This is a genomic window from Labrys neptuniae (assembly GCF_040797145.1).
In the GTDB taxonomy this organism is placed as follows: Bacteria; Pseudomonadota; Alphaproteobacteria; order Rhizobiales; family Labraceae; genus Labrys; species Labrys neptuniae.
This window is the reverse complement of the sequence record NZ_JBFNQD010000004.1, coordinates 205158-223194: the sequence shown is the minus strand read 5'-3', so window position 1 is coordinate 223194 and position 18037 is coordinate 205158. Positions and strand designations below refer to the sequence as shown.

Genomic DNA, 18037 nt, shown 5'->3' with positions numbered 1-18037 from the left:
CTAGAAGATCTCATCCTTGAGGTAGTACCAGCGGTACATGCCCCACTGTCCCAGGCGCCTGAACGGCGTCAGCAGCCCGTGGCCCGGCAGCGGCGAGGTGAAGATCGGCAAATCGAGGCCGCCGCCCTTGCCGGCGACCATCTGGGCCATGCGGCGGCCGGCCTGCGCCGAGTACATGACGCCGTTGCCGCCATAGCCCATGGCGTAGAACAGCGGCTGGGCCGGGTCGGGGCGGAAGATGCGCGGCATCATGTCGTGGCTGACATCGACCCAGCCCCACCAGGAATAGTCGATCTCGATGCCGCGCAGGATCGGGAACTTCCGGTAGAGCCCTTCGAGCAGCAGGTTGAGATGCTTGGGATTGGCCGCATCGCCGCCGGTGATGGCGCTGCGGCTGCCGATCTGCACGCGGCCATCGGGGAGCATACGGTAGTAGTGGCGCAGGGTGCGCGTGTCGGTCAGCGGGATGTGGGTCCTGAAATTCAGCGCCTCTCGCTCTTCCTGCGTGAGCGGGCGGGTGACGACCGAGTTGGACAGGATCGGCATCAGCCGGTGCCGGGTCAGGGGATGCAGCCCGGGCGAAGTGTAGCCGGCCGTGGCGATGCAGACGGCGCGGGCGCGTACGGTGCCGCCCGGCGTCCGCAGATGATGGACGCCGTTCTTGAACTCGCAACCGAAGACGGGGCTCGACACATGCACCCTGGCACCGAGCTTGCGCGCCAGCTTCAGATAGCCGAAGGCGAGCTTGGCGGCATGGATGCCGATGCCGTCGGGCTCGTACATGGCGCCCTTAGCCTCGGCGTCGCGCACGAAATCGCTGTGGATCTCGTCGCGGCCGACCATGCGGGCACGGTAGCCGAACACCTCGTTCAGCAGCTGCGTTTCCTTCTCCAGCGCCGGCATCATCTTCTCGCGATGGGCGATGTAGAGATGGCCGCCATCCTGGGGCTCGCAGTCGATCTCCGGCGAGCGGATCAGTTCTCGGAACAGTTCGAAGGCATCGGCGATCTCGCCATGGAGCTTTTTGGCGACATCCATCCCCCAGCGCTCGATCCATTGCGAGCGCTTCAATCGGCCCGAGGAGATCTGCGCCTGGCCGCCATTGCGAGTCGAGCAGCCCCAGGCGACGCCATTGGCTTCCAGCACCGTCGCCTTGATGCCATGTTCCCTGGCAAGATGGATGGCGCAGGACAGACCCGTATAGCCCGAGCCGATGATGGCGACATCGACATCGAGGTCTCTGGTCACGGGGCCATCGTCGGCGGGCGGCGTGCCCGCCGTGCCGATCCAGTAGGTCGGCGCATAGTCCTTGCCGGTGCCCGGATCGGGGGCATGGATCGGATCATAGGCCGGATCGAAGGGCTGTCTTGGCGCCGTCGTCCTGGTGAGCAGCTGGTCCATCGGATTGTCCTCCCGCGCTGAGCTCAGCCCTGCGCAGCCTGCGGCGGCCGGTTCTTGCGGAAGGCCTGTTTGCGGATGATCTTGCCGTCGGCGAGGGTGAAGAGGTCGCAACCCTCCGCCTCGATGCGGCTGCCGTCGGCCTGGGTGCCGGAGAAGACCCATTCCGAAACCGCCCGGTCGTCATGGACGAAATGGCTGTGATGGGCCCAGCGCGCATCGGGCATCGCCTGCCACACAGCGCTGAAGGCATCGGCGATGGCCTGGCCGCCGGAAAAGCGGGTGCCGTAGACTTCCGGCCCGCCGACGGCGTCGAACACGCAGTCCGGGGCGAAGAAGGCCATGACGCCGTCGATGTCGTGCCGGTTGAAGGCATCGAAGAGGCGGGCAAGATCGGCTGCGGTCATCGACATTTCAGTTTCCTCGTATTTTCGCGGCGGCCCTTCGGGCAAAGCTTCGCCGTGAGCCGGCTGGGGCGGCCCGTTGGTCTTGTTTTCAAGTTGGTCCGGTGCGGCGCCGGCGTCGGGCGATCAGCCCAGGGTGGGCACCCTCAAGTACGGTTGCGCGGCCGTCAGATCTTGCCCTTCCAGGGGATGAGCGCCTTTTCCAGGTGGCGGATCAAAAGGTCGAAGGCGAAAGCGAAGATGCCGATGATGAAGATGCCCATGATCACCGTGTCGCTTTCAAGATTCTCGGCCGCGTTGAGCACCATGAAGCCGAGGCCTCGGTTCGCGGCGACCATTTCGGCCGCGACGAGCGTGGTCCAGCCGACGCCGATGCCGATGCGCATGCCGGTGAAGATCTCCGGAAGGGCGGCCTTCAGAATGACCTGGCTGATGACCTGGCTGCGGGTACCCCCCATCGCATAGGCGGCATGGATCTGTTCGGTCGAGACCGAGCGCACGCCGGCCCGGGCCGCGATGGCCATCGGTGCGAAGATTGCCAGATAGATCAGGAATACTTTCGGGAACTCGCCGATGCCGAGCCAGATGATGATCAGCGGCAGATAGGCGAGTGGCGGCAGTGGCCGGTAGAACTCGATGATCGGATCGAACAGGCCGCGTACGAAGCGGTTGACACCCATCAGGATGCCGATCGGCACGGCGGTGACCAGGGCGAGCAGGAAGGCACCGACGACGCGGCCGAGACTGGCCATGGTGTGTTCGGCGAGGGTCGAGTTGGAGACGCCGTCGGTGAGCGCCAGTACGAACTTGTCCCAGACGGCCAGGGGGGATGGCAGGAACAGGGGCTTGACCCAGCCGGTTTCCGTGACGAGGAACCACAGGGCGATCAGGACGATGGCGGTGGCCAGGCTGATCAGGCCGCTGCTGCCGTCGCCGGGGGCACCGAAGATCTTGCCGGGCTGGACGGGCCGCGCCTTCAGGACACCCTCAAGCATGGGCTGCCTCCGGATTGGCGCGCTCGTCGCCATAGATGATGCCGAGTACTTCTTCACGCATCCTGATGAACTGGGGGCTGGACTTGATGGCACGGGCGTTACCCTCCGCGAGGAACTGGCGATTGAAATCGAGTTCGTAGGTGTGGGTGATGCGGCCGGGGCGCGGCGACATCACGATCAGCCGCGACCCCAGGAACAGCGCTTCCTCGACGCTGTGGGTGATGAAGAAGAACATCTTGTTTGTGAGCTGCCAGACCTTGAGCAGCAGTTCCTGGATGGTCTCGCGGGTCAGCGCGTCCAACGCCGCCATCGGTTCGTCCATCAGGAGCATGGCCGGGTCGCAAGTCAGGGCTCTGGCGATGCCCACGCGCTGCTGCATGCCGCCCGACAGGTGGTAGATCATGTGGCGATGGAAGTCCTGCAGGCCGACCAGGGCCAGGTTCTTGGTGGCGAGCTCCCGCCGCCTGGTCTTGTCGACGCCGCGCAGCTTGAGGCCGAACTCGGTGTTGTCGATCACGTTGAGCCAGGGCAGCAGCGCATGTTTCTGGAACACCACGCCACGGTCGGCGCCCGGACCGCTGATCCGATTGTTCCCGAGTGAGATCTCGCCATCGGACGGCGCCATGAAACCGGCCATGATGTTGAGCAATGTGGTCTTGCCGCACCCCGATGCACCGAGGGCAACGACGAAATCCCCGCTGTTGATGCTGAGATTGACGCCCTTGAGGGCTATGACAGCCTGGTCCGAATAGAGGCCTGGATATGTCAGGCTGACGTTCTTGACACTAAGCGTTTCCATAACGAATGCCTCCCGGCAGCTTGGTCACGGGGCGCGTTGGATGTGCTGTCGGCCGCCCGGAGCAGGGGTTGCACGGGCGATCGACGGTGTGTGCGATCGGGCGCTCTATTTGGCCGCGCTCTGGGCAAAGCTCGCATTCACATAGGGCGCGTAGTCGTCGAGCGACTTGCTGATCTGTTTCTGCTCGACCAGGAACTTTGCGCTCGCATTGAGGGCGCGCACCGCGCCGCCGCCGAGCCAGGTATCCGAAGCCTGTTCGGCTGCATTGGGGAAGGAGAGCAGCTTCAGGGCCTCGACCGTGCTGGGGCCGTTGCCCCCGATCAGCTTAACGATGCCGCGGACCTGCGGGGAGTCAGCCGTCCACGCCGCCTTGTTGGCGTTGTAGTCGGTATAGGCCTGCGCCAGGACCTTGGTGAAGGCCGCCATGAGTTTGGGATTTTCCTCCGCCCAGCCCTTTGAGACCACCAGGCCGTCGAAGGTTGGTACGCTGGCGGCGCCGATGCCCTCGGAATCGGCGATCACCTTGCCCGATTTCAGGATTTCCGACAAAGCGGGCGGCCAGACATAGGCGGCATCGATGTCGCCGCGCTGCCAGGCGGCCACGATCTGCGGCGGCTTGAGATTGAGGATGTTGACCTCGCGCGGGTCGAGCTTCCAGACCTGCTTCATGCCGACCAGAAGATGGAAGTGGGAGGTCGAGACGAAGGGAACGGCGACCTTCTTGCCCTTCAGGTCCTCCGGCTTGGTGATGCCGGAACCCTCTCGTGCCACCAGCGCTTCGGACTTGCCGATATTGTCGAGGATCCAGAAGAGCTGCAGGTCGACCCCGCGGGTGGCGGCCGCGGCGGTGCCGGTGGAGCCGATGACGCCGATCGGCACGTCGCCCGAGGCCAGCGCGGTGGTGATGTCGCCGGCCGAGCTGAACTGGCGCCAGTCGATCTTGTAGCCGGCCTCCTTGGCGGCGGCGTCGAAGCGGCCGTCGGCGATCGCCGTCACGAACGGGCCGACGATCTGCTGGTAGCCCACCACGAGATTGGTTTCGGCATGGGCGAAGGCGGCACTGAAGAGACCGGCGGCCACCGTCATGGCGCCAGCCATACGCTTGATCAGTTGCATGATCATTCCCCTTTGGCTTGCGGCAACCGGGGGTCCCGGTGCCACCGGCTGTTTTGGCCGGATTTTCACCGGTGCCATCAGACCCGGTCTTATTGGCTTAAGGGATAAATCACGCTGGCCTGTTGCCTTAGAGCCAGTTGGCAAGTTGAATGAGTCCAGTTTGCCGGAGCAAGGCGTGCCCGCACACCCACCGCCGCTCCAGGACATCGCAATACGCGCCAGGGATGGGCAGGATGAGCCAGACGACGGTTTCGGAGACGATTTTCTTCGTCGACAAGGCGAGCCGGATCGGGCTCCAGGCCCAGATCCGCGAGACCGTGGTCTCCTCCATCCTGGCGGGGCGCCTGCGCCCTGGCCTACATCTGCCGTCGACGCGCAAGCTCGCCGCCTATCTCACCATTTCCCGGATCACGGTGACGCTGGCCTATCAGGAGCTGGCATCGCAGGGCTATATCCAGGCCTCGAGCCGCAGCGCCTATCGCATCGCCGACAACCCACCCTTCAACACGCTGGAGATCGCTGCGCCTTCGATCGCGACGGAGCGGATCGACTGGAGCGCCAAATTGCGCGCGAGCTTCATCGTCGCCAAGCAGATCCGCAAGCCGCTCGACTGGCGGCGCTATCCCTATCCCTTCCTCTATGGCCAGATGGACAGCTCCCTGTTCGATCTCAATGCCTGGCGCGACTGCGCGCGGCGTGCTCTGGCCCGCGAGGATTTCGAGCTGATGGCCGGCGATTTCGCCGCCGCCGACGATGCCCGGCTCGTCGACTATATCTGTTCTCGGACGCTGCCCAGCCGCGGCATTCGCGCTGCGCCGGACGAGATCCTGGTGACCGTAGGTGCCCAGAACGCCTTGTGGATCGTCATTCAGCTCCTGCTGGGCCGAGGCTCCCGGGCAGTATGCGAAAACCCATGCCATCCCGACATGAGCGCCTCCCTGCAGTTGAGCGGGGCCGACGTCACCGCCATCGACGTCGACGAGGAGGGGCTGCCGCCCGAGGCGCTGCCCGAGCAGGTCGACGCCGTCTTCGTGACGCCGAGCCATCACTGTCCCACGGGAGCTACCATGCCCGTCGAGCGGCGCGTCGCCCTGCTGGAGGCAGCGGCCCGGAAGGATTTCATGATCGTCGAGGACGACTACGAGTTCGAGATGAGCTTCCTGGCCCCGCCTTCGCCGGCGCTCAAGGCCTTCGATCGCAGCGGACGGGTCCTCTATGTCGGCAGTTTCTCCAAATCCCTGTTCCCGGGCCTGCGGCTCGGCTATCTGGTTGCGCCGGCGGCGTTCATCCGGGAGGCAAGGGCCTTGCGCGCCCTCATGCTTCGCCACCCGGCCGGCCACCTGCAGCGCACCGTCGCCTATTTTCTCGGGCTCGGACATTACGATGCCCTCGTCCACCGCATGCGCGGGGCTTATCACGGACGCCACATCGTAATGGCGGAGGCACTCAGGGAGCAGGGGCTGGTGATCGCCGGTTCCGCTGCCTTCGGCGGCAGCTCCTTCTGGATCGCGGGTCCCGACGGCCTGGATGCCGACCTGTTGATGGCGGACCTCAAGGAGGATGGCGTGCTGATCGAAGCGGGCTCGCCCTTCTTTGCCAGGAACGAGGGTCCCTGCCGCTTCTTTCGCATGGGCTATTCCTCGATCCACCGCAGCAGCATCGCGCCGGGGGTAGCGCTCACCCGCAACTGCATGGACCGGCTGCGACCGAGGTCATGAGCCTTTCCGAAGTCCCCGTCACGGCCAAGGTTGTTACGTGACCGAGCGCCCGTGAGACGAGCAGCTTCGGAACCAAGTTCCTCAACATCGGTTCCAACAGGGACGATCTACCTGTCACGGCAGGCAAGGGCGGTGGGGATGGCGACAAGCGGCAAGAAACAGGCAGCCAAGGTAAAGCAGCCGCATCTAATGCAGGCCATGGCCGAGCCCTTGCTGCACGACGATGAAGCGGAGGGCTTCGTACAACAGGCCATCCAGGACCTGTGCGCCTGCGATGTGCCGTTTCTGGTGGCCGGCACCTTTGCCGTCAGCGCCTATACCGGCATCACCCGCCTGACCAAGGATCTGGATATCTTCTGCAAGGCGGGCGATGCCCAGCGCCTGCTCGCCTATTTCCAGGCCGAGAACTACGCCGTCGAGATCGAGGACGATCGCTGGCTCGGCAAGGTTTTCAAGGGCAAGAAGTTCTTCGACGTCATTTTCGCCTCGCCCAACGGCACGATGCCGGTGGGAGACGACTGGTTCGAACAGGGGCGCAAGATCCATCTTTACGACTGCAAGGTCGGCATCGTCGGACCGACCGACCTCATCTGGTCCAAATGTTTCGTGCAGATGCGTCATCGCTATGATGGGGCCGACGTGGTCCATCTCATCCTCAAGACGCATGCGCAGATCGACTGGCAGCGCCTGCTCGCGCATATGGAAGTGCATTGGGAAGTGCTCCTGATGCATCTGCTCAATTTCCGCTGGATCTATCCATCCGAGCGCGACGTCGTCCCGGCCTGGCTGCTGACGGAACTGCTCGACCGGCTTGGCGCACAGCGGCAATTGCCGCCGCCACAGATGAAGATCTGCCGGGGCCGCATGTATTCACGCATAGACTTCGAGATCGACGTCAAGGAATGGGGGTTTGCCGATGTGGGCGGGGAGGGGGACCGCCGCTCTTCCAAGGGACGCAGAAGCGATGAATGACAAGCCAAAGGCCATCACGGTGGCGGCCCTGGCCGACCTGCATGTCAAGGACACGCCGGCAGACTCCTATCGCGATCTCTTCAAGGAGATTTCCGAGGCGGCGGATGTGCTGGTGCTGGCCGGGGATCTCACCGATCTCGGCAAGCCGAAACAGGCCGAACATCTTGCCGCAGACCTCGCCGCCTGCAGCATTCCGGTGGTCGCCGTGCTGGGCAATCACGACTATGAGGCAGGCGAAGCGGACAAGCTGGCTGCGATCCTGGAGGCAGCGAAGGTACACCTGCTCGATGGCCAGCATGTCGAGATCGAGGGAGTCGGCTTCGTCGGCGTGAAGGGATTTGCAGGTGGCTTCGGCCGCTTCATGTTGAGTTCGTTCGGCGAACCCGCCATCAAGGCCATGGTGGCCGAGGGCATCGATCAGGCGATGCGCCTGGAAAATGCCATGCGGCAGGTCCGCGCCGATCGGGCGGTGGTGGTGCTGCACTACGCGCCGATCGTCGAGACGGTGCAGGGCGAGCCGCTCGAAATCTATCCCTTCCTGGGGTCTTCGCGGCTGGCCGAAACCATCGATCGCTTCGAGGTCAGCGCGGTCGTTCACGGCCATGCCCATCGCGGGGCCTATCAGGGCAAGACGTCGCGCGGTGCGCCCGTCTACAATGTGGCGGCCCATATCGAAAAGCCGACGGGACGACCATACGCCTTGCTCGAGATCTGAGCGCGCCGGCGGCTTCTATCGCAGGATCGGCTTCAGTTGCGCCTGCACGCCCAGCAGGGCCGGCAGATAGCGTCCGGTCAGATCCGCCACCGGGCCGGACGCCGGCAGGCCGGTGTTCAGCGCCGCGATCACGCGGCCGCGGGCATTGAGGAGCGGCACCGCGACCGAGCGCAAGCCTTCCTCGACCTCCTGGTCGATGGCGGCATAGCCCTGGGCCCTGACGCGTACCAGTTCGGCGATGACCGCCTCGGGATCGGTCAGGGTGCGCGACGTGCGGGCCGGCAGCCTGTTGGTACCCAGAATGGCGCGGGCTTCCGGTTCGGGCAGTCCGGCCAGCAGTACCCGACCCATGGAAGTGCAATAGGCCGGCAGACGCGAGCCCGGCATCAATACCACCGACATCACCTTCTTCTGCGCGGCACGGGCGACATAAACGATCTCGCTGCCATCGAGAATGGAAACCGACGAGCTTTCGCCGATCTCCTCCGATAGCCTGTCCAGCATCGGCTGCACGATCTGCGGCAAGGGCATGGTCGCCAGGCAGGCCGTGCCGAGCCGCAGGATGCGCGGCGTCAGGGTGAAGAACTTGCCGTCATAGTCGGCATAGCCTTGGTGGGCGAGCGTCAGCAGGCAGCGCCGCGCCGTCGCCCGGTCCAGCCCCGAGGCGGCCGAGACTTCGGAGATGGACTGGCGCGGGCGTTCGGCGGTGAAGGTCTCGATCACCGCCAATCCCTTGGCCAGGCCGCCCATGATGTCGCGCTCACTGATGGCCATCGGAGTTCCTTGTGCGATATGTAAACAAATATCATCATATCGCACAAATTGGATTTACGGAATGCACCATCGCGCTTAATTCTGCGCCTCGAGACCGCGTTCGGACCATGGATGGATGGAGATGGACAAGACAGTCGCGAACCTCGCCAGCGCCGTAGCTAAGATCGAGGACGGAATGACGGTGATGATCGGAGGCTTTGGCGGCGCTGGTTCGCCGATCGAGCTGATCCACGCCCTGATCGACCGCTATCGGGCCACGGGGCACCCCAGGGACCTGACGGTGGTGAACAACAATGCCGGCAACGGGCATGTCGGCCTTGCCGCCCTGATCGAAGCGGGCATGGTGCGCAAGCTGATCTGCTCCTTCCCACGCTCGGCCGACCCGGTGGTGTTCACCGACCTCTACCTTGCCGGCAAGATCGAGCTGGAACTGGTGCCGCAGGGCACTTTGGCCGAACGCATCCGCGCCGGCGGTGCGGGCATCCCCGCTTTCTATACGCCGACCAGCTTCGGCACCGATCTGGCGGCGGGCAAGCCGGTTGAGGAGTTCGAGGGGCGCTCCTATGTGCGCGAGCGCTGGCTCAAAGCCGATGTCGCGCTGGTGAAGGCCGAACTCGCCGATCCCTATGGCAATTTGACCTATCGGATGGCGGCACGGAACTTCAACCCGCTGATGTGTATGGCCTCTGCCGTGACCATCGTACAGGCCAGCCGGATCGTAGCTGCGGGCGAGATCGATCCGGAGGCCGTCGTGACCCCCGGCATCTTCGTCCAGAAGATCGTCGAAGTGCCGCATCCGCATCAGGAAGAAGACCTGAATCGCGCCAATGCCGCCTATCCGCTGGAGGCCTGAGATGAGCAGATTGTCGAGCAACCAGATTGCATGGCGCGCCGCGCAGGACATCGCTGACGGCGCCTATGTCAATCTCGGCATCGGCCTGCCCGAGAAGGTGGCCCAGTATCAGCCCGCCGGGCGCGAGGCGATCTTCCACACCGAGAACGGCATCCTGAATTTTGGCGAGAGCCCGGCGCAGGGCGAGGAAGACTGGGACATGATCAATGCGGGCAAGAAGGCGGTGACGCTGAAGCCCGGTGCCGCCTTCTTCCATCATGCCGACAGCTTCGCCATGGTGCGCGGCGGCCATCTCGATGTGGCGATCCTCGGCGCCTATCAGGTCGCCCAGACGGGTGATCTCGCCAACTGGTCCACCGGCCCGAAGGGCGTGCCCGCCGTCGGCGGTGCCATGGACCTTGTGCACGGCGCCAAGCGCGTGGCCGTCATCACCGATCACGTGACCAAGGACGGCCAGCCCAAGCTGCTCGAGCGCTGCACCCTGCCGCTGACCGGGGTGGGCTGCGTCACCCGGGTCTATACCAGCCTCGCCGTCGTCGACATCGAAGGCGGTCGGTTCGTGCTGCGAGAGAAATTGCCCTCCCTTTCCATCGACGAATTGCAGGCCGTGACGGGAGCAAAGCTGCATGTTCCCGGTCCGGTTGCCGATCTCGTCGTTCCGGAGTTGTGACATGACCGAGGTTTTCATCTGCGACTATATCCGCACACCGATCGGCCGTTTCGGCGGTGCGCTGGCGCCGGTTCGGGCCGACGACCTCGGCGCCGTGCCGCTGAAGGCGCTGATGGCCCGCAATGCCGGCGTGGACTGGCAGGATGTCGACGACGTGATCTTCGGCTGCGCCAACCAGGCGGGAGAAGACAATCGCAATGTCGCCCGCATGTCGCTCCTTCTGGCGGGACTTCCGGTGGGCGTTCCCGGCACCACCATCAACCGGCTTTGCGGCTCGGGCATGGATGCGGTCCTCGCCGCAGCCCGCGCCATCAAGGCCGGTGAGGCCGGTCTGATGATCGCCGGCGGCGTGGAATCCATGTCGCGCGCGCCCTTCGTGATGCCCAAAGCAGACAGTGCCTTTTCGCGTCATGCCGAGATCCACGACACCACCATCGGCTGGCGCTTCATCAATCCGGCGATGCACAAGGCCTATGGCACCGACTCCATGCCGCAGACCGGACAGAACGTCGCGGATGATTTCGGCGTGACCCGCGAAGCGCAGGATGCCATGGCGCTGGCCTCGCAGCAAAAGGCGGCGGCCGCGCAGGCCAACGGGCGGTTGGCACGGGAAATCGTGCCAGTCACCATCCCGCAGCGCAAGGGCGGTCCCGTGATGGTGGAGCGCGACGAACATCCCCGTGCCACCACGGCCGAGGCGCTCGCTAGGCTCAAGCCGCTGTTCGAGGGCGGCTCGGTCACGGCGGGCAACGCCTCGGGGGTGAATGATGGCGCCGCCGCCCTGATCCTGGCCTCGGAAGCGGCAGCCCAGGCTCATGGCCTGACGCCGATCGCCCGCGTCCTCGGCGGTGCGATGGCCGGCGTGCCGCCGCGGATCATGGGCATCGGTCCGGCGCCCGCGTCGCAAAAGCTGATGGCGCGACTGGGGTTGGCGCAGGGCGATTTCGATGTGATCGAACTGAACGAAGCCTTTGCATCGCAAGGACTTGCCACCCTGCGCCAGCTCGGCATTGCCGATGACGATCCGCGCGTGAACCCGAATGGCGGTGCCATCGCTCTCGGCCATCCGCTCGGCATGTCCGGCGCGCGCATCACCGGTACGGCGGCACTGGAACTGGCCGGCAAGGGTGGCAGGCGCTCGCTCTCGACCATGTGCATCGGGGTGGGGCAGGGCATTGCCATCGCGCTTGAGCGCGTTTGAGGTCCGGCTCCCAATCGCTGTCTGCACCCCTCTCTACGCTGCTTACGGTCACGCCCCGTACGAGGGACGTGACCACAACGTATGCGACGGCGATTGCCATCAACTCGGATCCACTTGCAGGAACGACAGCACCTCCGCCACGAATTCCTGCGGAAACTCGATATTGCTGAGGTGGACGGCGGGCAGCACCTTCAGCCGAGCCCCGGGAATGGTGGCGGCTATCTCCTCGCTCTTGCCGAGGGATGTGACCGTGTCGAACTCGCCGGCGATGACCAGAGTGGGGGCGGCGATCAGGGCAATGGTGCGGCGCAGGTCGGCGTCGCGTACGGCTGCCCAGTTGCCGGCTAGGCCCTGGCGCGACGTGTTCAGCAGCATCTCCCGGAAGGTTCGGATGGCTCGCCCATTCGCTGCGATCATGGCCTTCGGAAACCAGTTGCCGAGGAAGGTTTCCGCCGTCTCCGCCATATCCGGCGCGGCCAGCACCGCGGCGATGGCCTTGTCGAAATAGGCTGCAGGGCCGAGCTGGGCGGCCGTGTTGCTCAGGATCAGGCGCTCGATGCGCTCCGGGGCATGAATGGCGAGCCACTGGCCGACGAAGCCGCCCAGAGACAGGCCGAGGAAATGCGCGCGCTCGATCCCGAGCCAATCCATCAGTTCCAGCACGTCGCGGCCGAGCCGGCCATCGGAATAGGCGCCGGGCGGGACGTCCGAGGCACCGTGACCGCGGAAATCATAGCAGATGACCCGGAAATACTGCGACAATGGCGGGATCTGCAGATCCCACATGTGCAGGGTCGTGCCGATGGAATTGGACAGGATGAGCGCCGGGCGGTCTTCCGGGCCGTCGGTCGTGTAGGCGATCCTGACGCCGTCCCCGGTGGTGAAGAACGACGGGGCTGCCGGCTGTTCGCGATCCTGCATAGGCAGGCGGGCGGTGGCGTTGGTCATAGCGTGAACCTTTCATGCCTGTTCTTTCCGGCGTCACTGCCGGGCCCAGGGAGGCGAAATCCGCCCTCCTCGATGGGGTGTTCAGAAATTAAGGCCGCGCAATTTCGATAAAAATTGAAAAGATATTACGATCATTGTAATAAAAAATGACAATGTATGCATTCACGCTTCAGGAAATCCAGTGCTTCGATGCGGTGGTCCGCGAAGGCGGCTTTCAGGCTGCGGCCGTCGCGCTCAATCGCTCGCATGCGGCGATATTTGCGGCGATTGCCAAGCTTGAGGCCAATCTCGGTGTCCTGCTGCTCGACCGCAGCGGCTATCGCGTCTCCCTGACCGAGGCAGGCCGCTCGTTCCATCGCAAGGCCCGGTCCCTGCTCGGCGAGATGGAGGCACTGCGTGTGCATGCCCGCCAACTCGCCATGGGCGAGGAGACGCATCTGCGTGTCATACTCGGCGACACCTGCCCCTTGCATGAAGGCCTGCAGCTGCTGGGCGGCTTCTTCTCGCAATGTCCGCAGACACGGCTGGATCTGCATTTCGAGACGATCGGTGGCCCGGCGGAACGGCTTTTGGAGGACGAGGCCGATGTGATCCTGCATTGGATCGAGAAAGGTGATCCGCGCCTGGAATGGATCGATCTGGGCCCGGTATCATTCGTGCCGGTGGTTGCCCCGGGGTTTTTGCCGTTCGCGCCTACACGCCGGATCTCGCTCGATCAAATGCGTGGCCTCACCCAATGCATCATCCGCGATACTGCTCGGGCGGCGGCGAAGATGAACTTCTACGTCATGGAAGGCGCGCCGCAATGCACGGTCGCCGACCACGCGATGAAGAAGGAGGTCATCATCCGTGGTATGGCCTGGGGACACCTGCCGCGCTTCATGATCGAGCAGGAATTGCGCGATGGACGCCTTCTTTCCATTGCCGGAAGCGCCTTTCCGGGGGTTGAAACCGACCTGGTCGCCGCGCGGCGACGCGATCGCCCGCACGGTCCCGTCGCCAATCGCCTGTGGGACTATATCGCGACCCACGCTCCTGCTTTGTGGGCGAGCTAGGACGGCTTGTGCCCCTTGGAAAAATACCCGGGCCATGCGTTCCGCAGCTTCAGCGCCTTTTCCGATACGCCGCGGCCATTCTTGATGGTTCCATCAAATTGTAGGAGGCCTCAGGCCGATTCCTCATATCGGGCTAGGTTCCGGTTCAAGACCTCCAGGACCCTGTCCCGGTCCGGATCGCGCGCGCCCTTGAGCCAGGCGATCGAAAGAGGCAGCTTGTTGGTCATCGTGCCCGGTTCGACGGCCAATGGCACGAAGGCGACGCCGCTGACCGCTAGGCGGGCGGTCCATTGCGGCACGATGGCGATGCCGATCCGGGCTGCCACGAGATTGACGATGGTCTGCTTCTCATCCGCCAACTGCGCGACCCTGGCCTGAAGTCCCGCTTCGGTGAACAGCTTGATGGTGAGGTCGTGGCTGTGGGGACGGGATCGCCGTTCCGGCACGATGAGTGGCTCGTCCTCGAGTTCATGGATGGTGACATGGTTCCGCCCCGCCAGGCGGTGCTGGACCGACATCGCCACCACCGCGGTCTCGTGAAACAGCCGGACGGTCTTGATGTGAGGGTCGATCACCTCCGGGGGCCGGATGAAGGCGAGATCGATGCCTCCGGACAGCAAGCGGGGCAGGAGTCGGATGGTCTTGTCCTCGATGAGCTGGGTTGCCATCTCCGGATGAACGGCTCGAAGGTCCTGGAGCAGCATCGGCAACAGGCCAGCGGCAGCGCTGTCGATTGCGCCGATCCGCAGCGGTTTGGCCGGGCTCACGCCCATTGCCCTGAAACGGGTCACGATGTCGTCGGACTGGGCGAGGAGCTGGCGTGCCTGGGGCAGGAGCGTCGCGCCCTCGCTGGTCAAGCTGACATTGCGCGTTGTGCGCAGCAGCAATTGCGTACCCAGCGATTCCTCCAGGAGCCGGATATGCCGGCCCAGTGAGGCCGGCAGCATGCCGAGCTTCTGCGCGGCCCGGCCGAAATGCAGCGCCTCTGCCACCACGACGAAACACCGGAGTTGGCCGAGCTCCACGATCTCCTCCTAATTATATAAAATAATTATATAATCTTGGGAACATTGAAGTCCAGGCCTCCTCCGCGGGAAAACGATGGACAAGCGCAGCAGATGCGCCTTGCAAAAAAATGGGAGGAGATTGTCGTGGCAAGCGAGCTGGAAAGTCGTGTCCTGCGCAAGATTTCATGGCGCATCGTGCCCTTCATCATGCTGCTTTACTTCATTGCGTTTCTCGATCGCGTGAATATCGGCTTTGCCGCGCTGGAAATGAACAAGGATCTCGGCTTCTCTTCGACTGTTTTCGGCCTGGGTGCCGGCATCTTCTTCCTCGGCTACTTCCTGTTCGAGGTGCCCTCCAACCTCATCCTCGACAAGGTCGGCGCGCGCATCTGGATCGCGCGGGTGATGATCACCTGGGGCCTCATTTCCGGCCTGATGGCCTTCGTGCAGGGGGTGGCGGGTTTCTACATCCTTCGCTTCCTGCTCGGCGTCGCCGAAGCCGGCTTCTTTCCGGGCATCATCCTCTATCTGAGCTTCTGGTTTCCCGCCCGCCGCCGCGCCGCCGTCACGGCGATCTTCATGGCGGCGGCTCCCCTGTCCACGGCTCTGGGCTCGCCGATCTCCGGAGCGCTCATGGAAATGCACGGACTGATGGGCCTGGCCGGATGGCAGTGGATGTTCCTGATCGAAGCCGCGCCGGCGCTGGTCTTCGGCGTCGTCGTGCTGTTCTATCTCACCGATCGCCCCGAAAAGGCGAAATGGCTGACGGAGGAGGAGCGCGCCTGGCTGGTCGCAACCATGGCGGACGAGCAGAAGGCCAAGGGCGCCAAGGCCCATCACAGCATCTGGGCCGGCCTTGCCGATATCCGCGTCCTCGCCCTTGCCCTGGTCTATTTCGGCACTTCAGCCGGCTTGTATACGCTTGGCATCTGGGCGCCCCAGATCATCAAGGAGTTCGGCCTGACCTCGCTGCAGGTCGGCTTCCTCAATGCCATTCCCGCCGTGATGGCCGTCATAGCCATGGTGATCTGGGCTCGTCATTCCGACCAGACCGGCGAGCGTACCTGGCATGTCGTCTTCGCCTGCCTGCTGGCGGCGGGTGGCCTTGCCTTCGCGTCCGGTGCCGGCGGGGTCGTCACAGTCCTGATCGCCCTGACGCTGGTCAATATCGGCATCAGCTGCTCGAAGCCGCCGCTGTGGAGCATGCCGACCCTGTTCCTGTCCGGCCCGGCTGCGGCAGCGGGCATCGCCACGATCAACTCCATCGGCAATCTCGGCGGCTTCGTCGGTCCCTCGATGATCGGCTGGATCAAGGACGTCACGGGCGGCTTTGCCGGCGGGCTCTATTTCGTCGCCGGACTTCTGGTGCTGTCGGCCGTGCTGACCCTGGTCCTCGCCCGTTCGGCCGCCAACACACCGGATACGGCCAACACCAATGCCGCCGGCCAGCACCCCTGATCTTCTCTTTTCCCACGGAGCACACAAGATGCGCGAATATTCGATCGCAGCCATTCCCGCCGATGGCATCGGCCCCGAAGTCATCGCAGCCGGCACCACGGTGCTGGCCGCCCTCGAAAGGCGCGACGGCGGCCTGAAGTTCAATATCGAGAATTTCGACTGGGGTTCAGACTATTACAAGAAGCACGGCGTGATGATGCCGGCCGACGGGCTGTCCAGGCTCAAGAAGTTCGACGCCATCTATTTCGGCGCGGTCGGCGCGCCCGACGTCCCCGACCACATCACGCTGTGGGGACTGCGCCTGCCGATCTGCCAGGGCTTCGACCAATATGCCAATGTGCGGCCGACCAAGATCCTGCCGGGGATCACCTCGCCCCTGCGTCAGTGCGGGCCGGGCGATCTCGACTGGGTGATCGTGCGCGAGAACTCGGAAGGCGAATATTCCGGGCATGGCGGCCGCGCCCACCGGGGGCTTCCCGAGGAGGTCGGCACGGAGGTGGCGATCTTCACCCGCGTCGGCGTCACCCGCATCATGCGCTATGCCTTCAGGCTGGCCCGATCGCGGCCGCGCAAGTTCCTGACTGTCGTCACCAAGTCGAACGCGCAGCGCCACGGCATGGTGATGTGGGACGAGATTGCCGCCGAGGTCGCCGAGGAATTTCCGGACGTGACCTGGGACAAGATGCTGGTCGACGCCATGACGGTACGCATGACGCTCAATCCCCGGAGCCTCGATACCATCGTCGCCACCAATCTCCATGCCGACATTCTTTCCGATCTTGCCGGAGCGCTTGCCGGCAGCCTGGGCGTGGCGCCCACGGGCAACATCGATCCCGAGCGGCGTTTCCCCTCGATGTTCGAGCCGATCCACGGCTCGGCCTTCGACATCACCGGCAAGGGCATCGCCAATCCCGTTGCGACCTTCTGGACGGCCGCCCAGATGCTCGACCATCTCGGCGAGGCGGAAGCCTCCGCCAGGCTGATGCGGGCGGTGGAAAGGGTGACGGGATCAGGCATCCTGACGCCCGACGTCGGTGGCACCGCCACCACCAAGGACGTCACCGACGCCGTGATTGACGCGATCCATTCGTCCAACGCCTGAATGACCGGGTGATGATCATGACATTGCCGGGGCTTTCGACTCGAATGAATCGCCGGAATATCCTGGCCGGTGCCGCCGCGGGTGCGACGGTGTTTGCAATGGGTCTAGGCAGGAGGGGTGCCGTGGCTGCGGAGGCTCTTGAAGGCGTGAAGACGCTGACCTTCGACGTGCAGGGAACCTGCGTCGATTTCTACCGGCCTATCATGCGCATGGGTGAGGCGCTCAACCGCGCCAAGGGCATCGCGGTGGATTGGGCGCGTTTGTCGGCCGAATGGCGCGATCTCTATCGCCGCACGCTCGACGAGGTCATTGCCGGGCAGCGACCGTGGATCCGGGTGGACGCGATCTATCGCCAGGCGCTCGATGTCCTGCTGGAGCGCCATGCCTTGTCGGGGCGTTTTTCGATCGCGGAGCGGGACGAACTCAACACGGTCTGGACGAAGCTCGATGCCTGGCCCGACAGCGTGGCGGGGCTCGACCGGCTCGGACGCAAATACGTGACCTCGACCCTGTCGAATGCCGGCATGGCGGCGGTGGTCGCCGTGGTCAGGCATGCCGGCCTGCCGTTCGACGCGGTGCTCACCGCGGAACTCGCCCGCAGCTACAAGCCGGCTCCGGCCGTCTATCAGCTCGCCGTCGACTATCTCGGCTATCGGCCCGACCAGATCATGATGGTCGCCTGCCACAAATACGACCTCAAGGCCGCCAGGGCTTTCGGCATGCGGACCGCCTTCGTGGCGCGGCCGCAGGAGTTCGGGCCGGATGCCCGGCCCGATGTCTCGCCCGAGCCCTGGTTCGACGTCCATGCTGGCAGCTTCACCGAATTGGCCGACAGGCTCGGCGCCTGAAACA

The 18037-nt window shown here is 64.4% G+C and carries 18 protein-coding genes; 10 read left to right on the top strand and 8 right to left on the bottom strand.

Annotated elements, in window-relative coordinates:
• From ABXS05_RS14990 to tauA, 5 genes are all read right to left on the bottom strand, one after another.
• Positions 1–1401 carry an NAD(P)/FAD-dependent oxidoreductase gene (locus ABXS05_RS14990; RefSeq protein ID WP_367624464.1) on the bottom strand — a complete coding sequence of 467 codons (1401 nt, stop codon included), beginning with the start codon at positions 1399–1401 and terminating at the stop codon, positions 1–3.
• A 23-nt stretch (positions 1402–1424) separates the two neighbouring features.
• The gene (locus tag ABXS05_RS14985; protein WP_311944567.1) at positions 1425–1805 is read right to left on the bottom strand and encodes a nuclear transport factor 2 family protein; all 381 of its coding nucleotides are present in this window, start codon (positions 1803–1805) and stop codon (positions 1425–1427) included.
• A 164-nt stretch (positions 1806–1969) separates the two neighbouring features.
• Positions 1970–2797, bottom strand: a complete 828-nt coding sequence (locus ABXS05_RS14980) for an ABC transporter permease subunit (RefSeq protein WP_367624463.1) — start codon at positions 2795–2797, stop codon at positions 1970–1972.
• Positions 2790–3596: a taurine ABC transporter ATP-binding protein gene (locus ABXS05_RS14975; protein WP_367624462.1), complete on the bottom strand. Its 807-nt coding sequence runs from the start codon at positions 3594–3596 to the stop codon at positions 2790–2792. Before ABXS05_RS14975 ends, ABXS05_RS14980 begins: the two co-directional genes overlap by 8 nt.
• A 105-nt stretch (positions 3597–3701) precedes the next feature.
• Positions 3702–4712, bottom strand: a complete 1011-nt coding sequence (gene tauA, locus ABXS05_RS14970; RefSeq protein ID WP_437178667.1) for a taurine ABC transporter substrate-binding protein — start codon at positions 4710–4712, stop codon at positions 3702–3704.
• 233 nt (positions 4713–4945) lie between these two features.
• Between tauA and pdxR the strand changes: the two genes are divergently transcribed.
• The 3 genes from pdxR to ABXS05_RS14955 all read left to right on the top strand — a co-directional run bounded on the left by pdxR (position 4946) and on the right by ABXS05_RS14955 (position 8117).
• Positions 4946–6430, top strand: coding sequence for a MocR-like pyridoxine biosynthesis transcription factor PdxR (gene pdxR / locus ABXS05_RS14965; RefSeq protein ID WP_367624460.1), 1485 nt, complete (start codon positions 4946–4948; stop codon positions 6428–6430).
• A 138-nt stretch (positions 6431–6568) separates the two neighbouring features.
• A complete protein-coding gene (locus ABXS05_RS14960) occupies positions 6569–7402 on the top strand; it encodes a nucleotidyltransferase family protein (RefSeq protein ID WP_367624459.1) in 834 nt (277 codons plus the stop codon).
• Positions 7395–8117 (top strand): metallophosphoesterase family protein, encoded by a 723-nt coding sequence (locus ABXS05_RS14955; RefSeq protein WP_367624458.1) that lies wholly within the window; start codon positions 7395–7397, stop codon positions 8115–8117. The genes ABXS05_RS14960 and ABXS05_RS14955 overlap by 8 nt, the downstream gene beginning before the upstream one ends.
• Before the next feature lie 15 nt (positions 8118–8132).
• On the opposite strand, the gene ABXS05_RS14950 is transcribed toward ABXS05_RS14955, so the two are convergent.
• The gene (locus ABXS05_RS14950; RefSeq protein WP_311944541.1) at positions 8133–8891 is read right to left on the bottom strand and encodes an IclR family transcriptional regulator domain-containing protein; all 759 of its coding nucleotides are present in this window, start codon (positions 8889–8891) and stop codon (positions 8133–8135) included.
• 121 nt (positions 8892–9012) lie between these two features.
• Here ABXS05_RS14950 and ABXS05_RS14945 point away from each other — a divergent pair, with 121 nt between their 5' ends.
• From ABXS05_RS14945 to pcaF, 3 genes are read left to right on the top strand one after another with little or no spacing between them, the layout of a single operon-like run.
• On the top strand, positions 9013–9744 hold the full coding sequence (locus tag ABXS05_RS14945) for a 3-oxoacid CoA-transferase subunit A (protein ID WP_367624457.1): 732 nt from the start codon (positions 9013–9015) through the stop codon (positions 9742–9744).
• Between the two features lies 1 nt (position 9745).
• Complete coding sequence (locus ABXS05_RS14940) at positions 9746–10414, top strand: 3-oxoacid CoA-transferase subunit B (protein WP_187829337.1); 669 nt, start codon at positions 9746–9748, stop codon at positions 10412–10414.
• 1 nt (position 10415) lies between these two features.
• Positions 10416–11615 (top strand): 3-oxoadipyl-CoA thiolase, encoded by a 1200-nt coding sequence (gene pcaF, locus ABXS05_RS14935; RefSeq protein ID WP_367624456.1) that lies wholly within the window; start codon positions 10416–10418, stop codon positions 11613–11615.
• Positions 11616–11714: 99 nt separating this feature from the next.
• On the opposite strand, the gene ABXS05_RS14930 is transcribed toward pcaF, so the two are convergent.
• Positions 11715–12563 carry an alpha/beta fold hydrolase gene (locus ABXS05_RS14930; RefSeq protein ID WP_367624455.1) on the bottom strand — a complete coding sequence of 283 codons (849 nt, stop codon included), beginning with the start codon at positions 12561–12563 and terminating at the stop codon, positions 11715–11717.
• 152 nt (positions 12564–12715) lie between these two features.
• On the opposite strand from ABXS05_RS14930, the gene ABXS05_RS14925 reads away from it, so the two are divergent.
• Positions 12716–13618 (top strand): LysR family transcriptional regulator, encoded by a 903-nt coding sequence (locus tag ABXS05_RS14925; RefSeq protein WP_367624454.1) that lies wholly within the window; start codon positions 12716–12718, stop codon positions 13616–13618.
• Between the two features lie 110 nt (positions 13619–13728).
• Here the strand turns inward: ABXS05_RS14925 and ABXS05_RS14920 are convergent, their stop codons facing one another.
• A complete protein-coding gene (locus ABXS05_RS14920; RefSeq protein ID WP_367624453.1) occupies positions 13729–14643 on the bottom strand; it encodes a LysR family transcriptional regulator in 915 nt (304 codons plus the stop codon).
• A gap of 126 nt (positions 14644–14769) precedes the next feature.
• Here ABXS05_RS14920 and ABXS05_RS14915 point away from each other — a divergent pair, with 126 nt between their 5' ends.
• From ABXS05_RS14915 to ABXS05_RS14905, 3 genes are all read left to right on the top strand, one after another.
• Complete coding sequence (locus tag ABXS05_RS14915; RefSeq protein WP_437178666.1) at positions 14770–16083, top strand: MFS transporter; 1314 nt, start codon at positions 14770–14772, stop codon at positions 16081–16083.
• Between the two features lie 28 nt (positions 16084–16111).
• Positions 16112–17185 carry a tartrate dehydrogenase gene (locus ABXS05_RS14910; RefSeq protein ID WP_311944553.1) on the top strand — a complete coding sequence of 358 codons (1074 nt, stop codon included), beginning with the start codon at positions 16112–16114 and terminating at the stop codon, positions 17183–17185.
• 122 nt (positions 17186–17307) lie between these two features.
• Positions 17308–18033, top strand: a complete 726-nt coding sequence (locus ABXS05_RS14905; protein ID WP_311944554.1) for a haloacid dehalogenase type II — start codon at positions 17308–17310, stop codon at positions 18031–18033.
• Positions 18034–18037: the final 4 nt, after the last annotated feature.